39 protein-coding genes and 1 riboswitch are annotated in these 25,574 nt (G+C 35.2%); all 39 genes read left to right on the top strand.

Going from position 1 to position 25,574, the window contains the following annotated elements; all coding sequences use genetic code 11:
* Positions 1-19 precede the first annotated feature (19 nt).
* The 39 genes from G6Z82_RS05975 (at position 20) to G6Z82_RS05785 (ending at position 25,560) form a co-directional block, all read left to right on the top strand.
* Positions 20-493 carry a ComE operon protein 2 gene (locus G6Z82_RS05975; RefSeq protein WP_006729397.1) on the top strand — a complete coding sequence of 158 codons (474 nt, stop codon included), beginning with the start codon at positions 20-22 and terminating at the stop codon, positions 491-493.
* Positions 490-1,059, top strand: a complete 570-nt coding sequence (locus tag G6Z82_RS05970; RefSeq protein WP_006737565.1) for a TPM domain-containing protein — start codon at positions 490-492, stop codon at positions 1,057-1,059. The genes G6Z82_RS05975 and G6Z82_RS05970 overlap by 4 nt, the downstream gene beginning before the upstream one ends.
* Before the next feature lie 70 nt (positions 1,060-1,129).
* A riboswitch (M-box (ykoK) riboswitch) is annotated at positions 1,130-1,306 on the top strand.
* Between the two features lie 84 nt (positions 1,307-1,390).
* The gene (gene mgtA / locus G6Z82_RS05965) at positions 1,391-4,078 is read left to right on the top strand and encodes a magnesium-translocating P-type ATPase (protein ID WP_102695437.1); all 2,688 of its coding nucleotides are present in this window, start codon (positions 1,391-1,393) and stop codon (positions 4,076-4,078) included.
* A 114-nt stretch (positions 4,079-4,192) separates the two neighbouring features.
* Complete coding sequence (gene metG / locus G6Z82_RS05960) at positions 4,193-6,172, top strand: methionine--tRNA ligase (RefSeq protein WP_164785939.1); 1,980 nt, start codon at positions 4,193-4,195, stop codon at positions 6,170-6,172.
* On the top strand, positions 6,172-6,945 hold the full coding sequence (locus G6Z82_RS05955) for a TatD family hydrolase (RefSeq protein ID WP_164785937.1): 774 nt from the start codon (positions 6,172-6,174) through the stop codon (positions 6,943-6,945). Before metG ends, G6Z82_RS05955 begins: the two co-directional genes overlap by 1 nt.
* Entirely contained in the window at positions 6,929-7,492 is a 564-nt protein-coding gene (rnmV, locus tag G6Z82_RS05950) for a ribonuclease M5 (protein WP_006731436.1), read from the top strand. The genes G6Z82_RS05955 and rnmV overlap by 17 nt, the downstream gene beginning before the upstream one ends.
* Positions 7,482-8,369, top strand: coding sequence for a 16S rRNA (adenine(1518)-N(6)/adenine(1519)-N(6))-dimethyltransferase RsmA (gene rsmA / locus G6Z82_RS05945; protein WP_006730519.1), 888 nt, complete (start codon positions 7,482-7,484; stop codon positions 8,367-8,369). The genes rnmV and rsmA overlap by 11 nt, the downstream gene beginning before the upstream one ends.
* A 78-nt stretch (positions 8,370-8,447) precedes the next feature.
* The gene (locus G6Z82_RS05940) at positions 8,448-8,690 is read left to right on the top strand and encodes a Veg family protein (protein ID WP_006730494.1); all 243 of its coding nucleotides are present in this window, start codon (positions 8,448-8,450) and stop codon (positions 8,688-8,690) included.
* Positions 8,691-8,827: 137 nt separating this feature from the next.
* On the top strand, positions 8,828-9,664 hold the full coding sequence (gene purR, locus G6Z82_RS05935) for a pur operon repressor (protein WP_006731441.1): 837 nt from the start codon (positions 8,828-8,830) through the stop codon (positions 9,662-9,664).
* A gap of 33 nt (positions 9,665-9,697) precedes the next feature.
* Positions 9,698-11,083 (top strand): bifunctional UDP-N-acetylglucosamine diphosphorylase/glucosamine-1-phosphate N-acetyltransferase GlmU, encoded by a 1,386-nt coding sequence (gene glmU, locus G6Z82_RS05930; RefSeq protein WP_006734065.1) that lies wholly within the window; start codon positions 9,698-9,700, stop codon positions 11,081-11,083.
* Positions 11,084-11,176: 93 nt separating this feature from the next.
* Positions 11,177-12,142 (top strand): ribose-phosphate diphosphokinase, encoded by a 966-nt coding sequence (locus G6Z82_RS05925; RefSeq protein WP_006730486.1) that lies wholly within the window; start codon positions 11,177-11,179, stop codon positions 12,140-12,142.
* 245 nt (positions 12,143-12,387) lie between these two features.
* On the top strand, positions 12,388-12,696 hold the full coding sequence (gene rpsJ / locus G6Z82_RS05920; protein ID WP_006730521.1) for a 30S ribosomal protein S10: 309 nt from the start codon (positions 12,388-12,390) through the stop codon (positions 12,694-12,696).
* Between the two features lie 27 nt (positions 12,697-12,723).
* Entirely contained in the window at positions 12,724-13,353 is a 630-nt protein-coding gene (rplC, locus tag G6Z82_RS05915; protein WP_006729409.1) for a 50S ribosomal protein L3, read from the top strand.
* A gap of 14 nt (positions 13,354-13,367) precedes the next feature.
* Complete coding sequence (rplD, locus tag G6Z82_RS05910; protein ID WP_006729410.1) at positions 13,368-13,982, top strand: 50S ribosomal protein L4; 615 nt, start codon at positions 13,368-13,370, stop codon at positions 13,980-13,982.
* Entirely contained in the window at positions 13,982-14,284 is a 303-nt protein-coding gene (gene rplW / locus G6Z82_RS05905; protein WP_006729411.1) for a 50S ribosomal protein L23, read from the top strand. The genes rplD and rplW overlap by 1 nt, the downstream gene beginning before the upstream one ends.
* 15 nt (positions 14,285-14,299) lie before the next feature.
* Positions 14,300-15,136 (top strand): 50S ribosomal protein L2, encoded by an 837-nt coding sequence (rplB, locus tag G6Z82_RS05900; protein WP_006730514.1) that lies wholly within the window; start codon positions 14,300-14,302, stop codon positions 15,134-15,136.
* Between the two features lie 22 nt (positions 15,137-15,158).
* A complete protein-coding gene (rpsS, locus tag G6Z82_RS05895; protein WP_006729413.1) occupies positions 15,159-15,443 on the top strand; it encodes a 30S ribosomal protein S19 in 285 nt (94 codons plus the stop codon).
* A gap of 18 nt (positions 15,444-15,461) precedes the next feature.
* Positions 15,462-15,815, top strand: a complete 354-nt coding sequence (gene rplV / locus G6Z82_RS05890; RefSeq protein ID WP_006729414.1) for a 50S ribosomal protein L22 — start codon at positions 15,462-15,464, stop codon at positions 15,813-15,815.
* A gap of 14 nt (positions 15,816-15,829) precedes the next feature.
* Positions 15,830-16,504, top strand: coding sequence for a 30S ribosomal protein S3 (gene rpsC, locus G6Z82_RS05885; RefSeq protein WP_006729415.1), 675 nt, complete (start codon positions 15,830-15,832; stop codon positions 16,502-16,504).
* Positions 16,505-16,506: 2 nt separating this feature from the next.
* Complete coding sequence (rplP, locus tag G6Z82_RS05880; RefSeq protein ID WP_006729416.1) at positions 16,507-16,944, top strand: 50S ribosomal protein L16; 438 nt, start codon at positions 16,507-16,509, stop codon at positions 16,942-16,944.
* Positions 16,934-17,119 carry a 50S ribosomal protein L29 gene (rpmC, locus tag G6Z82_RS05875; protein ID WP_006729417.1) on the top strand — a complete coding sequence of 62 codons (186 nt, stop codon included), beginning with the start codon at positions 16,934-16,936 and terminating at the stop codon, positions 17,117-17,119. Before rplP ends, rpmC begins: the two co-directional genes overlap by 11 nt.
* A 22-nt stretch (positions 17,120-17,141) precedes the next feature.
* Positions 17,142-17,408, top strand: coding sequence for a 30S ribosomal protein S17 (rpsQ, locus tag G6Z82_RS05870; protein WP_006729418.1), 267 nt, complete (start codon positions 17,142-17,144; stop codon positions 17,406-17,408).
* 28 nt (positions 17,409-17,436) lie between these two features.
* A complete protein-coding gene (rplN, locus tag G6Z82_RS05865; RefSeq protein WP_006729419.1) occupies positions 17,437-17,805 on the top strand; it encodes a 50S ribosomal protein L14 in 369 nt (122 codons plus the stop codon).
* Between the two features lie 20 nt (positions 17,806-17,825).
* Complete coding sequence (rplX, locus tag G6Z82_RS05860) at positions 17,826-18,068, top strand: 50S ribosomal protein L24 (RefSeq protein ID WP_006729420.1); 243 nt, start codon at positions 17,826-17,828, stop codon at positions 18,066-18,068.
* Positions 18,069-18,082: 14 nt separating this feature from the next.
* Positions 18,083-18,625, top strand: a complete 543-nt coding sequence (gene rplE / locus G6Z82_RS05855) for a 50S ribosomal protein L5 (protein WP_006729421.1) — start codon at positions 18,083-18,085, stop codon at positions 18,623-18,625.
* A gap of 15 nt (positions 18,626-18,640) precedes the next feature.
* Positions 18,641-18,826 carry a type Z 30S ribosomal protein S14 gene (locus tag G6Z82_RS05850; protein ID WP_006729422.1) on the top strand — a complete coding sequence of 62 codons (186 nt, stop codon included), beginning with the start codon at positions 18,641-18,643 and terminating at the stop codon, positions 18,824-18,826.
* Positions 18,827-18,852: 26 nt separating this feature from the next.
* Positions 18,853-19,251 carry a 30S ribosomal protein S8 gene (gene rpsH, locus G6Z82_RS05845; RefSeq protein WP_006729423.1) on the top strand — a complete coding sequence of 133 codons (399 nt, stop codon included), beginning with the start codon at positions 18,853-18,855 and terminating at the stop codon, positions 19,249-19,251.
* Between the two features lie 24 nt (positions 19,252-19,275).
* A complete protein-coding gene (gene rplF, locus G6Z82_RS05840; RefSeq protein WP_006729424.1) occupies positions 19,276-19,806 on the top strand; it encodes a 50S ribosomal protein L6 in 531 nt (176 codons plus the stop codon).
* A 26-nt stretch (positions 19,807-19,832) separates the two neighbouring features.
* Positions 19,833-20,192 (top strand): 50S ribosomal protein L18, encoded by a 360-nt coding sequence (gene rplR / locus G6Z82_RS05835; protein ID WP_164785935.1) that lies wholly within the window; start codon positions 19,833-19,835, stop codon positions 20,190-20,192.
* A gap of 17 nt (positions 20,193-20,209) precedes the next feature.
* Positions 20,210-20,722, top strand: coding sequence for a 30S ribosomal protein S5 (gene rpsE, locus G6Z82_RS05830; protein ID WP_006729426.1), 513 nt, complete (start codon positions 20,210-20,212; stop codon positions 20,720-20,722).
* Between the two features lie 12 nt (positions 20,723-20,734).
* A complete protein-coding gene (gene rpmD / locus G6Z82_RS05825) occupies positions 20,735-20,920 on the top strand; it encodes a 50S ribosomal protein L30 (RefSeq protein WP_006729427.1) in 186 nt (61 codons plus the stop codon).
* Between the two features lie 30 nt (positions 20,921-20,950).
* Positions 20,951-21,391, top strand: a complete 441-nt coding sequence (gene rplO, locus G6Z82_RS05820) for a 50S ribosomal protein L15 (protein ID WP_006729428.1) — start codon at positions 20,951-20,953, stop codon at positions 21,389-21,391.
* Complete coding sequence (gene secY, locus G6Z82_RS05815; RefSeq protein ID WP_006729429.1) at positions 21,391-22,695, top strand: preprotein translocase subunit SecY; 1,305 nt, start codon at positions 21,391-21,393, stop codon at positions 22,693-22,695. Before rplO ends, secY begins: the two co-directional genes overlap by 1 nt.
* Positions 22,696-22,704: 9 nt before the next feature.
* Positions 22,705-23,355 carry an adenylate kinase gene (locus tag G6Z82_RS05810; RefSeq protein WP_006731439.1) on the top strand — a complete coding sequence of 217 codons (651 nt, stop codon included), beginning with the start codon at positions 22,705-22,707 and terminating at the stop codon, positions 23,353-23,355.
* A 75-nt stretch (positions 23,356-23,430) separates the two neighbouring features.
* On the top strand, positions 23,431-23,652 hold the full coding sequence (infA, locus tag G6Z82_RS05805) for a translation initiation factor IF-1 (RefSeq protein WP_006730493.1): 222 nt from the start codon (positions 23,431-23,433) through the stop codon (positions 23,650-23,652).
* 14 nt (positions 23,653-23,666) lie between these two features.
* The gene (gene rpmJ / locus G6Z82_RS05800; RefSeq protein WP_006729432.1) at positions 23,667-23,783 is read left to right on the top strand and encodes a 50S ribosomal protein L36; all 117 of its coding nucleotides are present in this window, start codon (positions 23,667-23,669) and stop codon (positions 23,781-23,783) included.
* A gap of 32 nt (positions 23,784-23,815) precedes the next feature.
* On the top strand, positions 23,816-24,166 hold the full coding sequence (gene rpsM / locus G6Z82_RS05795; RefSeq protein ID WP_164785934.1) for a 30S ribosomal protein S13: 351 nt from the start codon (positions 23,816-23,818) through the stop codon (positions 24,164-24,166).
* 20 nt (positions 24,167-24,186) lie between these two features.
* Positions 24,187-24,576 (top strand): 30S ribosomal protein S11, encoded by a 390-nt coding sequence (gene rpsK / locus G6Z82_RS05790; protein WP_006729434.1) that lies wholly within the window; start codon positions 24,187-24,189, stop codon positions 24,574-24,576.
* A 45-nt stretch (positions 24,577-24,621) separates the two neighbouring features.
* Positions 24,622-25,560, top strand: coding sequence for a DNA-directed RNA polymerase subunit alpha (locus G6Z82_RS05785; protein WP_006729435.1), 939 nt, complete (start codon positions 24,622-24,624; stop codon positions 25,558-25,560).
* Positions 25,561-25,574 lie beyond the last annotated feature (14 nt).

Raw genomic sequence — 25,574 nt, 5'->3', positions numbered from 1 at the left:
ATTTGGGAGAAATAATAAAATGGTACGTGATAGAATTTCATGGCAACAATATTTTATGATGCAGGCTCTCGTAATCTCGCAACGTTCAACGTGTGATCGTGCACTTGTAGGTAGTGTTTTAGTTAAAGATAAACGGATGATAGCAACTGGCTATAATGGTAGTGTCACTGGGGAGCCTCATTGTGATGATGAGGGGCACTTAATGGTTGATGGACATTGTGTTAGAACTATTCATTCTGAAATGAATGCTTTAATTCAGTGTGCTAAAAATGGTATTTCTACTGAAGGGTGTGCAATTTATGTTACACATTTTCCATGCTTCAATTGTACAAAGGCGTTAGTTCAAGCAGGGATTGTAGAAGTTAATTATTATTATGATTATCGTGATAATCCTCTAGTTATGGCCCTTTTATCTGACAAACATATCAAGGTTCAAAAAATCAATATAGATAGAAAATATCTACATAATTTAGAAAAAAGCTTAGAAATATGAAAACTAGAGTATTATTATTTGTTTTTGTTTTGTGGATTTCATTATGTTTTACTTCAGCTTCAGCTGGAGCATCATGTCCGATTAAAGTTTCTGATAAATTAATTGAACGGATTAATCACAAAAACAAATGTTATGCTAAGACACCGCTAAAAATAAGATTGACATTGATTAGTATGCCTTCTCAACACTCTGAACAGGTTCAAAAGGTTAAAAATAATCAGGTGTTGATATTGCTGATGGATAAAAATCTTAGAATTAAGGTGGGGTCAAAAATGCAAAAAATTTTATCTGTTAGTAAATGTAATGCCATTATTTTATATGTAAGTAAATATTTGCGAAGCAATGATAAAATTAAACAAAATCAAGGATTGGAAAAAGCTGTTAATGCTATATATACCATAATTGATAAAGAATATAATCTACCTTTTGATAGTTCCGATTTAACAGCAAAAGAAATGGATAAAATACTTCATCCGCAAAGAAATAATTTGATTTGGACAGTAGTAGTGGTTGTAATCTTCTCCTTTATAATTACATATACGCAACGCAGAAGATTCTCATTGTGATTTATTGCAAAATAAGCTTGACATTTTTAATCTTAGTTCTTAGAATTATTATGTCACAACTAAATAGATGAATTTGAACTGTTAGGTGAGACTCCTACGTGAAAATATGCTGTTGCCCAGCAACATCCAGAGATGCCAACGGGTTAAACAGGGATCGTCGATTTAAGGCCCTCCCCAGACAGCTGGTTACTAACTTTGTAGTAACGTTACGTCACGTAGTGTTAAAACTGAACGACGAGTGAATTAATATTCGCCTTGGAGAAAAAGGGGTCAATACAGTTTTCGTATTGGTCTCTTTTTTCAGTTTGTAGTAGAAAGGATGTTGAATAGAATGTTAAAGATAAATACTTCGCCAAAGAATCAGACCAATGATACTTCTTTAGTTAAGAAAATTGCCAGAGAAGACAAAGTCGCGACGCTATATCGTATGCAGACAACTCTTAATGGTTTAACTCAAGAAGAAGCTAGTAAAAGATTAGTCAAAAATGGTCCCAATGAAATTGCGGTTGATAAGCATAATAATAAGTTGCATTTCTTATTTGAAGCATTTCTGACACCCTTTACTATAGTATTGTTAATTTTGGCTACTATGTCATTGTTCACAAATTATATTTTTGTGTCACCGAGTGATAAAGATTTAAGTACTGTCATTATCATGTTGACTATGGTATTTATATCAGGAATCACCAGTTTTGTGCAAAATGTTAAAACTAATGATGCAGTAGAAGCATTGCTTAATATGGTTTCTGTTACTACCAATATCAGGCGTTCGAACCAAGATCGAGAATATCCTACTAAAGAAGTTGTAGTTGGCGATATTATTAATGTTGCTGCAGGTGATATGGTTCCTGCCGATATGCGTTTATTAAGAAGTAAAGACTTGTTTTGTTCGTCTAGTTCATTGAATGGCGAATCTAGACCTGTTGAAAAAATAGCTAATATTAAGCCGACGGATGCTCAAATAGATGAATATTTAGATTACCCAAATATTCTATATGAAGGAACTACCATCGTTTCTGGTTCTGGAATGGGAGTAGTCTTTGCGACTGGTGATAATACAGTATTTGGTCGTGTTGCTCAAAGTATTTCTAAAAATAATATTAAAGAGACAACATTTGATGTTGGTATTAAACACATTTCTGAACTTTTATTAACCATGACTGCTGTGATTGCACCCCTTGTATTTTTAATTAATGGTTTAACTAAAGGTGATTGGTTAAGTGCTTTGATTTTTGCTATTGCTACTGCCGTTGGTTTAACCCCAGAAATGCTACCAGTAATTGTAACTAGTAACCTTGTTAAAGGTTCAGTTGAGATGTCTAAGCATGGTACCATTGTCAAAAAAATGAATTCTATTCAGAATTTTGGCTCTGCGGATATTTTATGTACTGATAAAACTGGAACCTTGACGCAAGATAAAGTTGTTTTGGAAAGACATTACAATCTAGCTTTAAAAGAGAAAAAACATGTACTAGAGCTTTCATATTTAAATTCTTACTATCAAACAGGAATGAAAAATTTGATAGATAAGGCCATTATCGAAGCCGCTGGTGATGAGTTGGATATTAATGATTTGCAACATCGTTATAACAAAATTGATGAAATTCCGTTCGATTTTAAACGCAGAAGAATGAGTGTTGTTGTTGCTAATGATAACAATGAACATATTTTAGTTACTAAAGGTGCAGCTGAAGAGATGATATCCTGTTCTACTAAAATGGAGGTAGATGGTAAAGTAAAACCGTTAACCGATCAAAGAAAGAAACAAATTTTAGCGGATATTGCTGAAATGAACGATGATGGGTTAAGAGTTGTTTTATTAGGATATAAGATGAATCCAGCACCTGTTGGAGAATTCTCAGTTGATGATGAGAGTGAATTGACTTTAATTGGCTTTTTGGCATTTTTAGATCCACCTAAGGAAAGTGCTAAAGCGGTTATTGAAAATCTGAAACATGATGGAATAACAATTAAAATCCTTACGGGAGATAATGCAGCTGTTACACGTAATGTAGGATTGCAGGTAGGACTAAATGTAGATACCATTTATACTGATAGTGACTTTGCTGGCAAGACTCATGAAGAAATGAAGAAAATGGTTGAAGAGTGTGATATTTTTGTAAAATTATCACCAGAATCGAAAGCTAAAATCATCCAATTATTGAAGGAAAATGGACATACTGTAGGTTATATGGGTGATGGAATTAATGATGCACCTGCTATGAAATCAGCAGATGTTTCCATTTCTGTAGATACAGCAGTCGATATTGCTAAAAAGTCTGCCGATATTATTTTGTTACATAAGGATCTATTAATTCTGGAAAATGGCGTCCGTATTGGTAGGCAGATTTTCGGTAATACCATGAAATATATTAAGATTACATTATCATCTAATTTTGGTAACATTTTATCGATCTTAGTAGCTTCTTCTTTCCTACCATTTCTACCTATGTTGCCACTACAGTTATTAATTTTAGATTTACTATATGGTACGTCCTGCTTGTCTATTCCATTCGATACTATGGATAAACAATATTTGGATGTTCCACGTAAGTGGAGTACACGAAAATTACCAAAATTTATGTTTTACTTTGGACCAGTGTCATCTATTTTTGATATCATAACATTTGCTTTATTGTTCTTTGTTATATGTCCAACTGTTGCTGGTGGGCAATATAGCCAACTGGCTGCAAGTCAAAAAACTATTTTTGCGACTGTATTTACTGCAGGATGGTTTATTGAATCACTATGGACGCAAGAGATTGTAATTCATGCATTGCGTGATCCAAAGATACCATTTTTACAACAAAGACCTTCAGTCATAGTTGCTTTATCCACAATTCTTACATCGATTTTTGGAACAGTGTTACCATTTGTGCCAAGTATTGCGAAAATGATGAAATTTGGAGAATTGCCAGGATATTATATAATATTGGTATTTATTTTACTGGTGATGTATATTTTGTTAACGACAATAATCAAAAAACAGTATTTAAAATCAGAACAGTTTTTAATTTGATATATACAAAAAAAGAGGATTTATCCTCTTTTTTTGTATATAATTTTTATTACTTAAATTATCTGGTTTGTACTATGTTATACTAGCATTAATTGAAAAAAAGGAGATATTTATATGGCTGAAAAAAAGACTTTTTATATCACTACGCCGATATATTATCCATCAGGTAAATTAACTATAGGAAATGCTTATACGACTGTTGCTGCTGATGCTATGGCTCGTTATAAGCGTAATGAAGGCTTTGATACTTTCTTTTTAACTGGTACAGATGAACACGGTCTTAAAATTGAGCAAAAAGCTGAAGCTCAAGGAATAAAACCGCAAGAATTTGTGGATAATATGGCATTATCATATAAGAAATTGTGGAAACTATTGGATATTTCTTACGATAAATTTATTAGAACTACCGATCAAGAACACGTTTTGGCAGTGCAAAAAATTTTTGAACGTTTGCTTAAACAAGGCGATATTTATTTAGGTGAATATCAAGGTTGGTATTCAGTTGAAGATGAAGAATATTTTACTGAGTCACAACTTGCTGAAGTTTACAAGGATGATTCAGGCAAGGTAATTGGCGGTAAGGCACCTTCTGGTCATGAAGTTAAATTGATTAAAGAACCTTCATATTTTTTCAGGATGAGTAAATATGCTGACCGTTTATTGGAATATTATAAAGAAAATCCACAATTTATTTTGCCTAATTCGCGTGAAAAAGAGATGATTAACAACTTTATCAAACCAGGGTTGGAAGATTTATCAGTTACACGAACAACTGTTGATTGGGGCATTCCTGTTCCAAGTGATCCTAAGCATGTTGTGTATGTGTGGATTGATGCTTTGTCTAACTATATTTCTGCTTTGGGCTATAGTTCTGAGGATGATTCTTTATTTAAAAAATATTGGCCAGCTGATGTTCATTTAGTAGGTAAGGAAATTGTTCGTTTCCATACTATTTATTGGCCGATTATGTTAATGGCCTTAGATTTACCTTTACCAAAACAAATTTTTGGTCATGGTTGGGTATTGATGAAAGATGGTAAGATGTCTAAATCTAAGGGTAACGCAGTTTATCCTGAAATGATTGTTAACCGCTATGGCTTAGATGCTTTGCGTTACTATTTAATGCGTGCTATTCCTTTTGGTTCAGATGGTATCTTTACTCCTGAAGATTTTGTAGAAAGAGTTAACTTTGATCTTGCTAATGACTTAGGAAACCTTTTGAATCGAACTATTTCTATGATTAATCAATACCAAGATGGCTTAGTAGATCCTGTTTCTACTACTGAAGATGAATATGGCAAACAATTAAAAGAATTGGCTAACCATACCATTAATCTTTATCATGAACAAATGGATGCTTTGCATTTTTCTAAAGCCCTTGATACTATTTGGGGGTTAATTTCACGTGCCAATAAATACATCGATGAAACTACACCTTGGGTTCTTAATAAAGAAGGCAAAGTTGACGAATTAAAGTGCGTTATGAGTAATTTAGCTGAAAGTTTGCGTTTAATAGCCCTTTTAATTAGACCGATCATGACGCAAAGCCCTGTTCACATTTTTGAACAGTTAGGTTTATCCTTAGATGATGCTAATGCTACTTCTTTATGTTGGGGAGCTTATGGATGGCAAAACTATGTAACTAAAAATCCTAAGCCAATTTTCCCACGTTTAAATAATGAAGAAGAAATTAAATATATCAAACAGGAGATGGCTAAAGCCAAGCCTAAGAAGAGTACTCGTAGTGAGCAAAAGCAAACCAATAGTGAGATAACAATTGATGATTTTGCTAAAGTTCAATTACAAGTTGCAGAAATACTTGCAGTAGCTCAAGTAAAAGGATCTAATAAATTATTAGCCTTTACTTTGGATTTAGGTGAAAAGGAACCAAGACAAATCTTAAGTGGTATTGCAGCTTTTTATCCAGAACCACAAGAATTAGTTGGTAAGAAAGTCTTAGCAGTTACTAATTTGAAACCTAGAAAGATGCTAGGTCAACTAAGTCAAGGCATGTTATTATCTAGCGAAAAAAATGGTGTAGTTAAGTTAATTATTGTTTCTAATGAACATGAAAATGGAGCTTTATTAGGCTAATGGAATTATTTGATTCACACATGCATCTTAATGATGAGCCTTTTCGTGGAAAAGAAGAATATTATTTAAAACGTGCTAAGCAACTAAATGTAGTTAGCGGTGTGGTTGCCGGACAGGATGCGGAGTTTAATCGTAGAGCTATAGAATTAGCTGAAAGATTTTCGAATTTATATGCGACTGTTGGTTATTGCCCAGATGTGGCTACTAAGGTTAATGCTAAAGCATATGATGTTTTAATTAAAGAATTAACTAAGGATAAGGTTGTGGCATTAGGAGAGATCGGACTGGACTATTATTGGGATGAATCTCCTCGTTCAGTTCAACGTGATGTTTTTGCCCAACAGCTAGATTTGGCATATCAGATTAAGAAACCTGTTAACATTCATACTAGGGATGCCTTTGAAGATACCTATGATATTCTAAGCCAAAGTAAAGTCGGCGAGTATGGTGGCATTATTCATAATTTTAATGGTGATCCAGATTATTTGAAAAAGATTTTAGATTTAGGGATGTACGTTTCTTTTTCTGGTGTTGTTTCTTTTACTAATGCAGTTGATGTTCATGCATCCGCTAAAGCAGTTCCTTTAGATAGATTTTTAATTGAAACTGATGCACCATATTTAACCCCTAAACCATATCGTGGCAGACAGAATGAAACAGGGTATGTTTATTATGTAGCACAAGCTATCGCTGATATTAAAAATATATCGTTAGAGGAGGTTGCTTTACATACATTTAATAATGCAATGAGGATTTATGGAATTACAAAATAAAAAAAGATTTGATGCAGTTGTTATTGTTGAGGGACGCGATGATACCAAAAGGTTAAAACAATATTTTCCAGGTATAGAGACTATAGAAACTAATGGCTCTGAAGTATCGCAACAAACTATAACTACTATTGTTAATATTGCTAAAAAAAGAGATGTAATTATTTTTACTGATCCTGATTTTAATGGCGAGAGAATAAGAAAAATAATCCTTAAAGCAGTGCCGACTGCCAAGCAGGCATTTATTACTCGTAAAGAAGGTGAACCTACTAAGCGAGGAAATAGTTTGGGAGTAGAACATGCTTCTAAAGCTGCTTTGCAACGAGCATTATCTGATTTACATGAAGTAGATATTACAGCCAACGCTATTTCTATTCAGCAATATGATGAGTTAGGACTAGGTATGGGTGATAATGCTAGAAAGTTACGCGAAAAAGTAGGTATAGCATTAGGCGTAGGATATGGTAATGCTAAACAATTTTACAAGAGATTGGCTATGTTTGGTATTAGTTATAATAAACTAAAAGAGGTGGTTAAACATGTCAAATAGCATTCCAATTGCGACGCCGCTTAGAACTCGGGCGATTGTTAATCGTTATTTTATGAAAGCTAAAAAGAGTTTAGGCCAAAACTTTTTAGTTGATTTGCCGATCGTAAAAAAGATTGTTGCCAGTGCTGGTGTTGTTGAAGGTTCACAAGTTATTGAAATAGGACCAGGTATAGGGTCATTAACAGAACAGTTATTATTAGCCGGTGCAAAAGTATTAGCTTATGAAGTTGATCCAGATTTACCTGATATTTTGTATAATGAATTACCTGCTCAAATAGGTAATTATGAACTTAATGATCGTTTTAGAATAATTATGAAAGATATTCTAAAAGCAGATTTTGCAACGGATATTGCTGATTATTTTGATGTAAATCGGCCAATTATAGTGGTTGCTAATTTACCATATTATATAACTACACCTATAATTTTAAAATTAATGCATAGTCCTGTTAAAATATCTCAGCTTACGTTGATGATGCAAAAAGAAGTGGCAGAAAGAATTTCAGCTTCACATAAAAGTAAAGCGTATGGTCCCTTAACTATTGCAGTCAAGAAAGATATGGATGTTGATTTTGCTTTTGAAGTCAAAAGAACATCATTTATGCCTAGCCCCAAAGTTGATTCAGCTGTAGTGGTGTTAAAACCATTAGAACACAAACTTTTGATTGAGCATGAAGATCTTTTTAATCAAATAGTAAAGTTAGCTTTTTCGCAAAGAAGAAAAACACTTAATAATAATTTGAAGTCTTTAATTAAAAATAAAGACTCCAGACAAAAATTGTTGAATGATCTTAATTTAGATAGTAATATTAGACCTGAAGAGTTGTCTATATTACAATATATTGAATTGTCAAAGAAAATATTTGAACAAAGATGATATGCCCTTTTTCTTATATTCTATTGCTTGTAGGGCTTTTTTGTGATAGAATGGAATAGAGTTAGGGGGTGGTGTCTAATGCCAATGTCATTGATGGCAATAAAGGAAAAATTGGATAATCATTTAGGGCAAGAACTTATTGTTATTGCTCAAGCTGGTAGAAAGAAAGTTATCAGACGTAAGGGTGTTCTGAAGAAAACTTATCCAGCCGTGTTTGTTGTTGATTTGGATCAGCAACAAAATAATTTTGAGCGAGTTTCGTATAGTTATACAGATTTGTTAACTAAAAATATCGAACTTGACTTTGATGTTATAAGCTAAATTGAAAGATAATGCGAACAATCACTAGTGTTTTAGTTAAAAATACTAGTGATTTTTTATTTTTTAGAGTATTATGTATTGTTGACTGAAGAGGTAATCTCTTATAAATTAATCATGTTTATTTAGGAAGGATTAATATGAAACGCTCAGAAAGATTAGTGGATATGGTGCAGTACTTGACGACACATCCACATACATTAATATCATTACCTTTTTTTGCTACTCGTTATGATTCTGCGAAATCATCGATTTCTGAAGATTTAGCAATTTTACGTAATACATTTGCTAAATATGAAATTGGCATTTTAGAAACTGTTGCTGGTGTTGCAGGTGGAGTTAGACTTATACCATTTATTGGGTTTAATACGGCAGAAGACTATTTAAAACAACTAGCTGATCGGATTGAAGATCCAGAAAGAATTTTGCCAGGTAATTTTATATATTTATCAGATGTTTTAGGTGATCCACAAGAATTAAGACATGTGGGTGAATTAATTGCTACGAAGTATGCTTATAGTAATGTTGATTATGTGATGACTATAGAAACTAAGGGTATCGCCATTGCTAATTCGGTTAGTCGCTTGTTAAATGTGCCTTATGTTCTAGTACGTAGGCGTCCTAAAATTACTGAGGGTGCAACAGTATCTGTTAATTATGTTGCTTCATCTAGTGATCGCGTAGAAAAAATGGAATTGGCTAAGCGTAGTTTGCCTGAAGGCTCAAATGTCCTAATTGTAGACGATTTTATGAAGGGCGGAGGGACTCTAAATGGTATGGAAGAATTAACTAAAGAGTTCAAATGTCATGTTGTTGGTATGTGTGTCCTATGTGAAGCAAGTAATCCAGTTAACAAAGTAGTTGATGATTATCAAACTTTAGTAAAAATTACGGAAGTTGATCGCTCAAAAGGGATTATAAAAGCTAAGCCGGGTAATTTGTTGGAACAAATTGATTTCCAAAAATTTCCAAAATAAAATAAAGATACCAAAATTGAAAGGAAATGTGCGATGAATAAATATGTTGTTATTTTAGCTGCAGGTAAAGGTACAAGAATGAAGTCCAAACTTTATAAGGTTTTGCACCAAGTATGTGGAAAGTCAATGGTTGAACATGTAGTTGATGCTGCTCAAGGTACAAATCCTGATAAAATAGTTACAGTTGTAGGGAATGGGGCTTCTGATGTTAAAAGCGTTTTAGCTGGTAAATCTGAATTTGCATTTCAAAAAGAACAATTAGGCACAGGACATGCTGTTTTAGCTACTGCAGACTTATTGAAAAATCTATCAGGATATACAATTGTTACTACAGGAGATACACCTTTATTTACTGCAGCTACTTTTAATGAATTATTTGAACAACATATTCAGCATAAAAATAGTGCTACAGTTTTGACTGCTATAGTTAAGGATCCTTTTGGTTATGGTAGAATAATTCGAGATGCAGCTGGTAATGTTTTACGTATTGTAGAACAGAAAGATTGTTCTGCTTCTGAAAGTGCTATCAATGAAATAAATACTGGTGTATTTTGTTTTGATAATAAAGAATTGTTTAGTGCTCTTCAAAAAGTTACTAACCATAATGCTCAAAAAGAGTATTACTTGACTGATGTTTTAGAAATTATGCGTGAAAAAGGATTAGTAGTTGGTGCTTGTCAGATGGCTGATTATACTGAAAGCTTGGGTGTTAATGATAGGATTGCTTTAGCTGAAGCAACTAAGTTAATGCAAAGACGTATTAATGAACAACATATGAAAAATGGTGTAACTTTAATAGATCCAGCCAATACTTATATTGATTGTGATGTTCAAATTGGTAGTGATACTATTATAGAACCTAATGTTGTTATTAAAGGACATACAATAATAGGAAATGAATGTTATATTGCATCTGGTTCCCGTTTGGTTAATGCTAGAATCGGTAATAATGTGACGATTACGTCGTCTACTATAGTTGATTCTACTATGCATGATAGATCTGATATTGGTCCTAATTCACATTTGCGTCCTAAATCAGAGATTATGTCGGGAGCTCATATTGGTAACTTTGTTGAAGTTAAAAAAGCAACTATAGGTGAAAATACTAAATTGGGTCATTTAACTTATGTTGGGGATGCTACTTTAGGAAAAGATATTAATGTTGGATGTGGTACTATCTTTTCGAATTACGATGGTGTTGAAAAATTGCATACTAATGTTGGAGACCATACTTTTATAGGAGCAGGTTCTACACTAATAGCACCTGTTAATATTGCCGATCATGCTTTTATTGCTGCAGATTCAACGATTACCAAGGATGTTGCTAAGTATGACATGGCGATCGCTAGGGGACGTCAAGTTAATAAGGAAGGATACTGGCATAAGTTACCATTAGCTAAAAATAAGGCTTGGGATTAGTACTTTTGAGAATTATGATAAATAAAATTATGCAGATATATATTTTTTTGTTATCATAGTAATGAAATGTTGCTTTGTTGTGTGGAGGAAATTATGTCGCAATTGGACAATGAAATAAAGATATTTGCTCTTAATTCAAACAAACCATTAGCAAAGAGTATTGCTGATACAGTGGGCGTTGAATTAGGCAAGTCGGATGTTAAGCGTTTTAGCGATGGTGAGATTCAAATTAATATTGACGAATCAGTACGTGGTAAGGATGTATTTTTAGTACAATCTACTAGTGCCCCGGTAAATGATAATTTAATGGAATTATTGATCATGATTGATGCTGTTAAACGTGCTTCAGCTAAAACAATAAATTTGGTCATGCCATATTATGGTTATGCTAGACAAGATAGAAAAACTAGGGCTCGTGAACCAATTACAGCGAAATTGGTTGCAGATATGTTGCAAGCTGCTGGTGCTACAAGAATTCTTTCATTAGATTTGCATGCACCACAAATTCAGGGATTCTTTGATATACCAGTTGATAATTTGATGGGTGCACCATTATTAGCAGATTATTTCTTAAGCCATGGATTAGAAAAAGACGCTGTCGTCGTTTCTCCTGACCATGGTGGTGTAACACGAGCACGTAAATTAGCAGAGTTTTTGAAGACATCCATTGCGATTGTTGATAAACGTCGGCCTAAAGCTAATGTTGCTGAGGTTATGAATATTATTGGAGACGTTAAAGGTAAGCGTGCCATTATTATTGATGATATGATTGATACAGCAGGTACTATAACGCTTGCTTCTCAAGCATTAATTGATGCAGGTGCTACTGAAGTTTATGCATCTGCTACACACGCCGTTTTATCAGGACCTGCAATTCAGAGACTTAATGATTCTCCAATTAAAAAATTGATTTTAACGGATTCCATTAATCAACCTGAAGAAAAACAATTGAGCAAAGCAGAATTAGTGTCTGTAGGACCACTAATGGGTAGAGCAATTAAATTTATTATTGATAATCAACCAGTAAGTCCATTGTTTGACACGCGTTTTCAAAAGTAAAAATCAAAAAAATTAGGCTATCGATTAGTAGCCTATTTTTTATGTAAAAAAATAAAAAAAGATAAACAAAATATTGATATTGCAATAAAAATCTTGTACAATAATATACGTGTTGCTATGCAGTAACACGCTGTTGAGCTTAGACGCAAAAGGTTGCGGAATGCCCGGCTGCATTGCCACAGGGGCGTGCCGGTAATTTTTGCAGAGCTAGTCATCTTTTTAAAGAAGACGAAGGAGGTTATTAGATGGCAAGTCAACAAATTCGTATAAGACTTAAGTCTTACGAGCACAGTATTCTCGATGAATCAGCTGCTAAAATCGTAGCTACAGCACAAAGAACTGGTGCTGAAATATCAGGTCCAGTTCCATTGCCTACTGAAAGGACATTGTTTACAGTATTACGTTCACCACATAAGAACAAGGACTCACGTGAACAATTTGAAATTCGTACGCATAAGCGCTTAATTGATATTGTGAATCCTACTCCAAAAACAGTGGATTCATTAATGAAGCTTGATTTACCAAGCGGCGTTGATATTGAGATTAAATTATAGTTTTTAAAAAAATATGGAGGTGTAATCATGACCAAAGGAATCTTAGGAAGAAAGGTCGGTATGACCCAAGTCTTCTCTAAAAATGGTATTTTGGTTCCGGTTACTGTTATTGAAGCTACTCCTAATGTAGTTTTACAAGTTAAAACTAATGAGTCAGACGGATATGAAGCAGTACAAGTTGGATACCAAGATGTTAGAGAAGTTTTGAGCAACAAACCGGCTAAAGGTCATGCTGCAAAAGCAAAGACAGCCCCTAAGCGCTTCATCAGAGAAATCCGCGATGTGGAGCTTGAGGGATACGAAGTCGGCTCAGAAATTAAAGTGGATACATTTAGTGAAGGTGACGTAGTTGACGTTACTGGAACTTCAAAGGGTCATGGTACTCAAGGTAACATTAAACGTTGGGGACAATCTAGAGGTCCTGAAACTCACGGTTCAAGATATCACAGAATTCCAGGTTCAATGGGTTCTATTATCAACCGCGTACCTAAGGGTAAAAAGTTACCTGGTCACATGGGTGGCAAGCAAGTAACTGTTCAAAATTTAGTAATCGAAAAAGTAGTTCCGGAAAAGAATGTTTTACTTATTAAAGGTAACGTTCCCGGTGCAAAAAACTCATTAATTATTGTTAAGTCTGCTGTTAAGGCAGCTAAATAGGAAGGAGGACTAGAATGGCTATAAAAGTTATCGACCAAAAAGGCAAATCTGTTGGTGAAGTAGATTTAAATAAATGCATTTTTGAAGTTGAACCTAATGATAGCGTTGTTTTTGAAGCAATCATTAGACAAAGAGCTGGTAAGCGTCAAGGTACTCATGCTACTAAGAATAGATCAGCTGTTAGCGGTGGTGGTAAGAAACCTTGGAAGCAAAAGGGTACAGGACGTGCTCGTCAAGGATCTATTCGAGCACCACAATGGCGTGGTGGTGGTACTGTATTTGGCCCAACTCCTCGCTCATATAAAGTTGATATGCCACGTAAAGCACGTCGCTTAGCTATTAAGTCAGTTCTTTCTCAAAAAGTTGCTGACGGCAATTTGATCGTTCTTGATCAATTAACTTTGGCTACACCTAAAACTAAAGATTTGAAAGCTATTTTCAGTGCTATCAAAGTTTCAGGTAAGGTATTAGTAGTATCTGATGACAAGAATGTTCAATTATCGGGTAAGAATTTACCACAAGTAAAAGTTGTACCTGTTAATGGATTAAATGTTGTTGATGCGGTTGACTATGAAAAATTGTTATTGACTCAAGACGCTATTAAGAGAATTGAGGAGGTATTGGCATAATGGATGCACATGATATCATCTTACGCCCTGTAGTTACCGAAAAGTCAATGGACTTGATGGATGACAAAAAGTACACATTTGATGTATTAGTATCTGCAACTAAAACACAAGTTCGTAATGCTGTTGAAGAAGTTTTTGACGTTAAAGTTAAAAATGTAAACATTATGAATGTTCGTGGTAAGGATAAGAGAGTCGGTCGTTATACTGGTAAGACTGCTCGTCGTAGAAAAGCAATCGTTACTCTTACTGAAGATTCAAATTCAATTAAGATCTTCAATGATAACGAATCAAAGGAAAAATAATAGGAGGTCAGTCAATTGGCAATTATTAAATATAAGCCAACTACAAACGGAAGACGTAACATGACTACTTCTGACTTTGCTGAAATAACTAAGAAAAAGCCTGAAAAGACTTTACTTGAGTCTCAAAGTCACAAAGCTGGACGTAATTCATATGGTCATATTACTGTAAGACACCGTGGTGGTGGCCACAAGCAAAAGTACCGTATTATTGACTTCAAACGTAACAAAGATGAAGTAAAAGCAGTTGTAAAGGCAATTGAGTATGATCCAAATAGAACAGCAAATATTGCTCTTGTTCATTATACTGATGGTGTTAAGTCTTATATCTTGGCACCCAAAGGTCTAACTGTTGGTACGGTTATAGAATCAGGTAAAGGTTCTGATATTAAGCCAGGTAATGCTTTACCATTAGCAGATATACCTGCAGGTACTGAAATTCATAATATTGAATTGAAGCCAGGCAAAGGTGGCCAATTAGTAAGAAGTGCTGGTACATCTGCACAAGTGTTAGGTCAAGATGGCAGATATACTTTAGTAAGATTACAAAGTGGTGAAGTTAGAAAGATTTTATCTACTTGCCGTGCAACAATTGGATTAGTTGGGAATGAACAACATTCTTTGATTCAACTTGGTAAAGCAGGTCGTAGTCGTTGGTTGGGCAAGCGTCCTCAATCACGTGGTTCTGTAATGAACCCTAACGATCACCCACATGGTGGTGGTGAAGGTAAAGCACCAGTTGGACGTACTCAACCTATGACACCATGGGGTAAGAAGTCTCGTGGTATCAAGACTAGAAACAGTAAAGCAAGCAGTGAAAAGCTTATTATTCGTCATCGCAAGGGTAACAAATAGTTAGACAGAAGGAGGGTTATTAATGAGCCGTAGTATTAAAAAAGGACCATTTGCTGATTCACATCTTATAAAGAAGATTGAAGCACAAGAAAGTTCTGAGAAAAAGCAAGTAATTAAAACCTGGTCACGTCGTTCAACTATTTTTCCTTCTTTTGTTGGTTACACAATAGCTGTTTACGATGGTAGAAAACATGTTCCAGTTTATGTTACTGAAGATATGGTTGGTCACAAGTTAGGCGAATTTGTTCCTACAAGAACTTTTCGTGGTCATAAGTCAACTGCTGATAAGGCAACTACTACTAAGTAAGAAAGGAGAAACTTATAAATGGCAGAACAAATTAATTCAGCTAGATCTGAAGCAAGAACTGTTCGTATCGCTCCTAGAAAAGCCCGCTTGGTTGTAGACCTTATTCGTGGCAAGAGCGTTGCGGAAGCTTTGGCAATCTTAGAATTTACTCCAAGATCAGCTTCTCCAATCGTTAAAAAGGTTTTGAAGTCAGCTATTGCAAATGCTGAACATAACTATGATCTTGAAAGTGCGAACCTTTACGTATCTGAAGCATATGTAAATGAAGGTCCAACTTTAAAGAGATTTCGTCCACGTGCTAAAGGTTCTGCTTCTCCAATTAACAAGAGAACCAGTCACGTAGTCGTTAAAGTATCTGTTAAAAACGATTAAGGGAGGCAAAATTAATGGGTCAAAAAATTAACCCAAATGGTTTCCGTCTTGGTATTAACCGTGATTGGGAAGCTAAATGGTATGCTGGTAAAGATTACGCTAATAATTTAAATGAAGATTTACGTATTAGAAAATACATTGAACAAAAATTAGCTGATGCATCCATTTCTAATGTTGAAATTGAACGTGCTGCAAATAGAATTAATCTTTCTATTCATACTGCTAAACCTGGTATGGTAATTGGTAAAGGCGGAAAAGAAGTTGAAGAACTTAGAACACGTCTAAATACTATTACAGGTAAAAATGTTCATATAAATATTGTTGAAATTAAAAAGCCTGATTTAGAAGCAAAATTAGTAGGCGAAAGTGTTGCTAAACAACTTGAAGCAAGAATTGCTTTCAGACGTGCTACTCGTAAGGCTACTCAAAGATCAATGCACGTTGGTGCTAAAGGTATTAAGGTTCAAACTGCAGGTCGTTTAAACGGTGCAGATATGGCTAGAAGAGAATGGCATACTGAAGGTAGTGTTCCTTTACATACTTTGAGAGCAGATATCGATTATGCATGGGTTGAAGCAGCAACCACTTACGGTCAAATTGGTGTAAAAGTTTGGATTAATCGTGGTGAAATTTTACCACAACGTAAGAACAAGCCTGTTGCTTCTAAGAAAGCGAAGGGAGGAAACTAATAGTGTTAGTACCTAAGCGTGTAAAGCACCGTCGTGAATTTCGTGGAAAGATGCGTGGTGAAGCAAAAGGTGGAAAGACTATAGCATTCGGTGAATATGGTTTACAAGCTGTTGAATCATCATGGATTACTAATAGACAAATTGAAGCAGCACGTATTGCTATGACGCGTTATATGAAACGTGGTGGCCGTGTATGGATCAAAATTTTCCCACATAAATCATATACCGCAAAAGGTGTAGGTGTACGTATGGGTTCCGGTAAAGGTGCCCCTGAAGGTTGGGTAGCAGTTGTAAAGAGAAGCAAGATCATGTTTGAAATTGGTGGCGTTTCAGAAGACGTTGCACGTGAAGCATTAAGACTTGCTTCTAACAAACTCCCAATCAAAACTAAGTTTGTTAAGAAGAATGTGGAAGTAGGTGGCGAATCTAATGAAGACTAAAGATATCAGAGCTTTAACCACTGATCAAATGTTAGAAAAAGAAAAGCAATATAAAGAAGAACTCTTTAACTTGCGTTTCCAACAGGCAACCGGTCAATTAGAAAACACCGCTCGCTTGAAAAAAGTCCGTAAGAATATTGCCAGAATAAAGACTATTCTGAGCGAGAATAACTAGTTGGTGGAAGGGAGTTATTAACTTGAGCGAAACTAACGAAAGAAATCGTCGACATGTATATCAAGGTCGTGTTGTTTCTGATAAGATGGACAAAACTATAACAGTTGTTGTTGATACTTATAAGAATCACCCAGTTTATAAGAAGCGTATTAAGTATTCTAAGAAATACTATGCTCACGACGAAAAGAACGAAGCTAAAATTGGCGATATTGTTCGCATCATGGAAACCCGTCCATTATCACATGCGAAGCGTTACCGTCTAATTACGATCGTTAAGAAGTCTATTTAAGTCTCAATTTTGAGGGGAGGATAATCTAGTGATCCAACACGAAAGTCGTTTAAAGGTTGCTGACAACTCTGGTGCAAGAGAATTGCTTGTAATTAAAATATTAGGCGGTTCTACTCGTAAAACCGGTAATATCGGTGATATTGTAGTTTGTGCTGTAAAACAAGCAACACCGGGTGGCGTTGTCAAAAAAGGCGATGTTGTTAAAGCAGTTATTGTTAGAACTAAATCAGGTGCACGTCGAGAAGATGGTTCTTACATTAAGTTTGATGAAAATGCTGCAGTTATCATTAATGCAGATAAGAGCCCTCGTGGTACTCGTATTTTTGGACCAGTTGCTCGTGAATTGCGAGAACACGATTTTATGAAGATCGTGTCACTTGCTCCTGAAGTATTATAAAGATATAGGGAGGTGCACTGATGTTTGTAAAAACAGGTGACAAAGTTAAGGTTATTGCCGGCAACGACAAAGGCAAGGAAGGTATTGTTCTTTCAGTTAATGCTAAGACTAACCGAGTTGTTGTTAAGGGCATCCACAAGGTAAAGAAACATGAAAAGCCATCACAAACTAACGCCAATGGTGGTGTAGTTGAAAAAGAAGGTTCAATTCATGTTTCAAATGTAAAAGTTATTGAAAAAGCTAAAAAAGAAGATAAGAAATAGGGAGGAGGACTCAAATGGCAAATACATTATTAGAAAAATACAAAAAAGAAATAGCACCAGCATTGAAGGAAAAATTCAATTACTCATCAACTATGCAAATTCCAAAGATTGAAAAGATTGTGTTGAACATGGGTGTCGGTGATGCTGTTTCTAACGCAAAAAATCTTGATGAAGCTGTTGAAGAATTAACTTTAATTTCAGGTCAAAAACCTCTAATTACTAAAGCTAAAAAATCAATTGCCAACTTCCGTTTACGTGAAGGTATGTCTATTGGTGCTAAGGTAACACTTAGAGGTGATAGAATGTATGACTTTTTATATAAGTTAATTAATGTTTCACTCCCACGAGTTCGTGACTTCCGTGGTGTTAGTTCTAGATCATTTGATGGTCGTGGTAACTATACCCTAGGTGTCAAAGAACAGTTAATTTTCCCTGAAATCGATTATGATAAGGTTAATCGTGTTAGAGGGTTAGATGTTGTTATTGTAACTACTGCCAAATCAGATGAAGAAGCACATGAACTTCTTGCACAATTTGGTATGCCTTTTAGTAAATAATTTGGAGGACAATTAATGGCTAAAACATCTCAAATCGTCAGAAATCATCGTCCTGCTAAGTTTTCTTCACGTGAATACACACGTTGTGAAAGATGTGGACGCCCACATTCTGTATATCGTAAATTTAAATTATGTCGTATTTGCTTGAAAGATTTAGCACACAAGGGTCAAATTCCTGGTCTTAAAAAGGCAAGTTGGTAATTAACGATAAAGGAGGCAATTTTTAAATGGTCATGACAGATCCGATTGCAGATTACTTAACTAGAATCAGAAATGCTAACATGGCAAAGCATGAATCAGTTGTAATTCCTGCATCATCAATGAAAAAATCACTTAGTGAGATTTTAAAGCAAGAAGGCTTCATTCGTGATTACCAAGTTGAAGAAGACAATAAACAAGGATTAATTACAGTCTTCTTGAAATATGGTCCTAACAATGAGCGTGTTATTTCAGGCTTGAAACGTATTTCAAAACCTGGATTAAGAAATTATGTGAGTGCAGAAAACTTACCTAAAGTTCTCAATGGATTAGGTATTGCCATCATCTCAACTTCTGCTGGTATTATTACCGATAAAGAAGCAAGAGAAAAGAATGTTGGTGGCGAAGTTATCGCATATGTTTGGTAATTAGGACAGAGAGGAGAACTATTAATGAGCCGTATTGGTTTAAAGGTTATTAACGTTCCTGAAAGCGTCACAGTTACCAAAAATGGTGACAATATCACTGTTAAGGGACCAAAGGGTGAACTTACTAGATATTTTGATCCACGCATCATTTTTGAACAAAAAGATGGCGAAATAACTTTCAGTCGTTCTAGTGAGTCAGATAAAGCTCTTCATGGTACATCAAGAGCTAATCTTGCTGCAATGATTGAAGGTGTTAATACAGGCTACGTTAAGAAATTAACATTAGTAGGTGTTGGATACCGTGCAAATGCACAAGGTAAAAAATTAACATTAAATGTTGGTTATTCACACCCAGTTGAATTTGAAGCACCAGAAGGTGTAACAGTTACTACTCCAGCAGCAACTACTATTCAGATTGAAGGTATTTCAAAGCAAGTTGTTGGTCAATTTGCTGCAGAAATCCGTGATGTAAGACCACCTGAGCCGTATAAAGGTAAAGGTATTCGTTACGAAGATGAATATGTACGCCGCAAGGAAGGTAAAACAGGTAAATAATAAATAGAAATTTTTGAGGTGAAATTGTGATTTCAAAACCAGATAAAAACAAGTTGCGCACAAAGCGCCACAGACGTATTCGTGGTAAAATTTCTGGTACTGCAGAGCGCCCACGCTTAAGTATTTTTAGATCAAACAAAAACATCTATGCTCAATTAATTGATGACGTAGAGGGTGTAACGCTCGCAAGTGCCTCAACAAATGATAAAGCTATTACAGCTGAAGGTTCTAAGATTGAACAGGCAGCTCAAGTAGGTAAGGCTTTAGCTGAAGCAGCATCTAAGAAAAACATTAAGACAGTAGTTTTTGATAGAAGTGGTTACTTGTATCATGGTCGTGTTGCCGCTCTTGCTGAAGCAGCTCGTGAAAACGGATTAGAGTTTTAGGAAAGGAGAATTAACTAATGGCAAACCACAACGATTCTCGTAAAGATCGTAAAAAAGACGATATTGAAGATCAATTAGTAGCTATTAACAGAATCACCAAGGTTGTTAAAGGTGGACGTCGCATGAGATTTGCAGCCGTGGTTGTTGTCGGCGATAGAAAAGGTCATGTTGGCTTTGGTACTGGTAAGGCTCAAGAAGTTCCTGAAGCAATTCGCAAGGCTGTAGAAGCTGGTAAGAAGAGAATGATTGAAGTACCTGTTGTTGGTACTACTATTCCACATGATGTTTTAGGACACTTTGGTTCAGGTAGCATTATGCTTAAACCCGCTGAAGCTGGTTCCGGTGTAGCAGCTGGTGGTGCTGTACGTATTGTTATGGATTTAGCTGGTATCTCTGATGTTACTTCTAAATCATTGGGATCAAACACTCCAATCAATGTAATTCGTGCTACTATGGACGGTTTAAAGAAGTTAAAGACTCGCGAGGAAGTATTAAAACTTCGTGAATCTGCAAAGAGCTTAGAAGATTAAGGAGAATAGAATATGACTGAATTAAAAGTTACCTTAATTAGAAGTGCCGCTCACCGTCTTCCTAATCAAAGAAAAGTTGTTAAGGCTTTAGGATTAGGAAAAGTTAGCAGCAATGTTGTTTTACCTGATAACGCTGCAACTCGTGGTGCTTTACTGAAGATTGCACATTTAATCTCAGTTGAAGAGGTTAGTAAATAATTATATAGAATCTAAGGAGGTGCTCGATTAATGAAGCTTAATGAATTAAAAGCTACAGAAGGTTCTCGTCGCAATAGAAAACGTGTTGGACGTGGTACTTCTAGTGGTTATGGTAAGACATCAGGTCGTGGTCAAAAAGGACAATTAGCACGTTCAGGTGGTAAAACTCGTTTAGGTTTTGAAGGTGGACAAATGCCTTTGTACAGAAGAATGCCAAAACGTGGTTTTAACAACATTAACCGCAAAGAATATGCAATTATTAATTTAAACGATCTTAACAAATTTGAAGCTGGTAGTGAAGTGACTATCGATTCATTAAAAGAAGCAGGTATTGTTAAAAAAGAACTTGCTGGTGTCAAATTGTTAGCTAACGGTAAATTAGATGTTAAATTAACTGTTAAAGTTAATAAAGTATCAGAATCAGCTAAGAAGGCTGTTGAAACTGCTGGCGGAACTGTTGAGGTGATTTAATGTTCACTACCTTGAAGAACGCTTTTAAAGACAAAGAAATAAGAGGTAAGATTTACTACACTTTGTTTATCCTTTTACTTTATCGTATAGGAGCTAACATTGCTGTCCCTGGTATTAATGCAAAGGCTTTAGCTATATTAGCTAATAGTTCTGCTAAAAACTTGATACCTATGCTTGATACTATAAGTGGTGGTGGGTTAGATACATTTTCCATTTTTGCTTTGGGTGTATCTCCTTACATAACAGCCCAGATTGTTATTCAACTTTTGCAAATGGATATTGTTCCTAAGTTAGTTGAATGGGGCAAACAGGGTGAAGTTGGACGTCGAAAGACCAATCAGGTTACTAGATATTTAGCTTTAGTCGTTGCATTTATCCAAAGTATCGGTATTACATTAGGTTTTAACGTATTAACGCAAATGGGCTTGGTTCGCACACAAACTGTTGAGACATATGTACAAATAGCAATTATTATGACGGCCGGTACAATGTTATTAACATGGTTGGGTGATGAAATTACTGACAAAGGGTTAGGTAATGGAGTATCTGTGTTGATTTTTGCTGGTATTATCGCCAGATTACCTCATGGTCTATACAAGTTGTTTAATGATAGTATTATTAATACATCTTCTAGTGATAGGATTAATGGTATTTTGTTCTTCATTGGTATGCTCATTATTATCTTTTTAGTAGCTAAATTTGTTACATGGTTTCAGCAAGCAGATTTACGAGTACCAATACAATATACTCGTAGAGCAACTTTGAGTGGATCTGAAAGTTTTCTACCATTAAAAATAAATGTATCTGGTGTTATTCCTGTTATCTTTGCCAGTTCTTTCATTGTGACGCCTGCAACAATTTTGGAAGCGTTCAGACTAAATCATGGTGGAGATCAGTGGTTCCAAGTTTGCCAAGAGATATTTAGCTTACAAACCACATATGGTGCATTGATATACACATTTTTGATTGTTTTGTTTACATTTTTCTATGCTTTTGTTCAAGTTAATCCAGAAAAATTGTCTGAAAATTTACAAAAGCAAGGTGCATATATACCTAGTGTTTGGCCAGGTAAGGATACTCAGAAATATGTATCTCAAATTCTTATGCGTATTTCAACTGTTGGTGCCATATTTTTAGGATTGGTAGCTCTCTTGCCTCAGTTAGCAACTAATATGTGGAACTTACCGCAATCTATTGGATTAGGTGGTACTAGTTTATTAATTGTTATTGGTGTAGTGCTTGAATTATCTCGCCAAATTGATGGTCTGTTAATGAAGCGTGAATATGTTGGATTTATTAGATAGGATAAAGAAATGATTAATTTAATTCTTTTAGGCTTGCCTGGTGCAGGAAAAGGAACTGCATCAGAGCGTATTGTAGATGAATTTCATTTAGCACATATTTCGACTGGTGATATGTTTAGAGAAGCAATTGCTAATGAAACACCAGTGGGTCTAGAAGCTAAAAGTTATATTGATAATGGTAATTTAGTTCCTGATGAAGTTACAGCCAAATTGGTTGAAGAAAGACTTCAACAGAAGGACACAGAAAAAGGATTTATTCTAGATGGATTTCCTCGTACTACTGTTCAAGCTGAGTTATTGGAAGATATTACTAAGCGTTTAGATAAGAGGCTTACTAATGTTATTTCTATTGATGTTAGTGAAGATGTTTTGATTAAGCGTTTATCAGCTAGATATATGTGCAAGGCCTGTGGAGCAACCTACAATAAAATTTCTAATCCTACAAAGGTTGAAGGTAAATGTGATCGTTGCGGTGGTTCAGAGTTTTATCAGCGTGATGATGACAAACCTGAGGTAGTAAAGAATCGTTTAGAGGTTAACAAGAAAATGAATACGCCTTTAAAGGATTTCTACGATAAAAAAGGAATATTGTCATCAGTAAATGGTGAGCAAACCCCCGACAAGGTATTTAAAGAAATATATGATATTCTGAAGAAATAGGATCTCTCATTGTTTTTTTTGATATCCGTGTTATAATTCCTTAGTGTGGCTAGTTGTCAATTTGGAGGAACAATTTTGGCTAAAGAAGACGTCATAGAAGTTGAGGGTAAAGTAATAGATACTTTGCCTAATGCTATGTTTAAAGTTGAATTAGAGAATGGTGCTACAATATTAGCCCATGTTTCAGGTAAGATTAGAATGCATTACATTAGGATCTTACCTGGTGACAGAGTTACTGTAGAATTATCCCCTTATGATTTAACAAAGGGTAGAATTACTTATCGTTTTATCAAATAATTACGGAGGCAAACATGAAAGTTAGACCATCTGTTAAGCCAATGTGTGAGCATTGCAAAATTATTAAAAGAAATGGTCGTGTTATGGTTATTTGCTCTGCAAATCCAAAACACAAACAACGTCAAGGTTAATATAATTACTAAAGAAATAGGAGGTGCAATTAATGGCACGTATTGCTGGTGTTGACTTACCAAGAGATAAAAGAATTGTTATCGCATTAACTTATATTTATGGTATTGGTGAACCTACTGCTAAAGTTATTTGTAAAGCAGCAGGAGTATCTGAAGATGTTCGTACAAGTGACTTAACTCCAGAACAACAAGAAAAGCTTCGTAGTGAAGTAGATAAGTTCCGCGTTGAAGGTGATCTTCGTCGTGAAGTTAACTTAAATATTAAGCGTTTGGTCGAGATAGGTTCTTACCGTGGTATCCGCCACCGTCGAGGATTACCTGTTCGTGGACAAAATACTAAAAATAATGCTCGTACTCGTAAGGGTTCAAAGGGCAAGAGATAAAATAATAGGAGGTTAAGTTAATGGCTGCAAAGAAAACAGCACGTAAGCGCCGTGTAAAGAAACATGTCGAAAGCGGCGTAGCTCATATTCATTCAACGTTTAATAACACGTTGGTAATGATTACTGACGTACAAGGAAATGCAGTTGCATGGTCTTCAGCTGGTGCATTAGGCTTTAAGGGTAGTCGTAAATCTACTCCATTTGCTGCACAAATGGCTGCAGAAGCTGCTACTAAGACTGCTATGGACCAAGGTATGAAACATGTTGAAGTTTCTGTTAAAGGTCCTGGTGCTGGACGTGAAGCTGCTATTAGAGCACTTCAAGCTACTGGTCTTGAAATTACTGCTATTCGTGATGTGACTCCGGTTCCGCATAACGGTTCTAGACCACCAAAACGTCGTCGTGTCTAATATTATCCTGCGTGCAGGACATTCCGTTTTGAAAGGGGCCCAGTAATGATTGAATTTGAAAAACCAAATATAACCGTTATAGATCAAGAAGAATCATATGGTAAGTTTGTTGTCGAACCTTTAGAACGCGGTTTTGGGACTACTTTAGGTAACTCACTCCGTCGTGTCTTATTAACTTCAATTTCAGGTACGGCACTTTCTTACATTATGATTGATGGTGTTTTACATGAATTTTCAACAATTCCAGGCGTAAGAGAAGATGTAACCAAAATAATTCTTAATTTAAAGAAATTGGAATTAAAGCTCTTAGTTGATGAAGAAAAAATGGTTGAAATTGATGTTGAAGGACCAGCAGTTGTTACAGCTGCAGATCTTAAAGTCGATGCTGATGTTGAAATATTAAACCCTGATCAGTATATTTGTACTATTGCTGAAGGTGGTCATTTGCATATGAGCATCGCAATTAAAAATGGTCGTGGTTATATTCCGGCAAGTGAAAATAAATCTGATGATATGCCTATTGGTGTAATTCCAGTTGATTCGCTTTTTTCACCTATTAAAAAAGTTAATTATCAAGTTGAAAATGCACGTGTGGGTAAGAGAGATGATTATGACAAACTCACTTTAGAATTGTGGACGGATGGTTCAATCACACCTAATGATGCCCTTAGTTTTGCCGCAAAGATTCTTGAAGAACACTTTAAAGTATTTATGTCTGCAGATATGAGTGATCAATTTGCTAATGTTATGATTGAAAAAGAAGACAAATCTAACGAGAAAAAGCTTGAGATGACCATTGAAGAATTAGATCTTTCTGTAAGATCCTATAATTGTTTAAAGCGTGCGGGAATTAATACCGTTCAAGAATTGAATAATAAATCTGAAGCAGATATGATGCGTGTACGTAACTTAGGACGTAAATCATTAGAAGAAGTAAAGAATAAACTTACCGAACTTGGTCTTTCCTTTAGTAAGGAAGATTAGGTTGTGTATTAAGG

Source organism: Lactobacillus iners (assembly GCF_011058775.1).
Taxonomy (GTDB): Bacteria; Bacillota; Bacilli; order Lactobacillales; family Lactobacillaceae; genus Lactobacillus; species Lactobacillus iners.
This window is presented reverse-complemented; position numbering and strand designations above follow the sequence as displayed.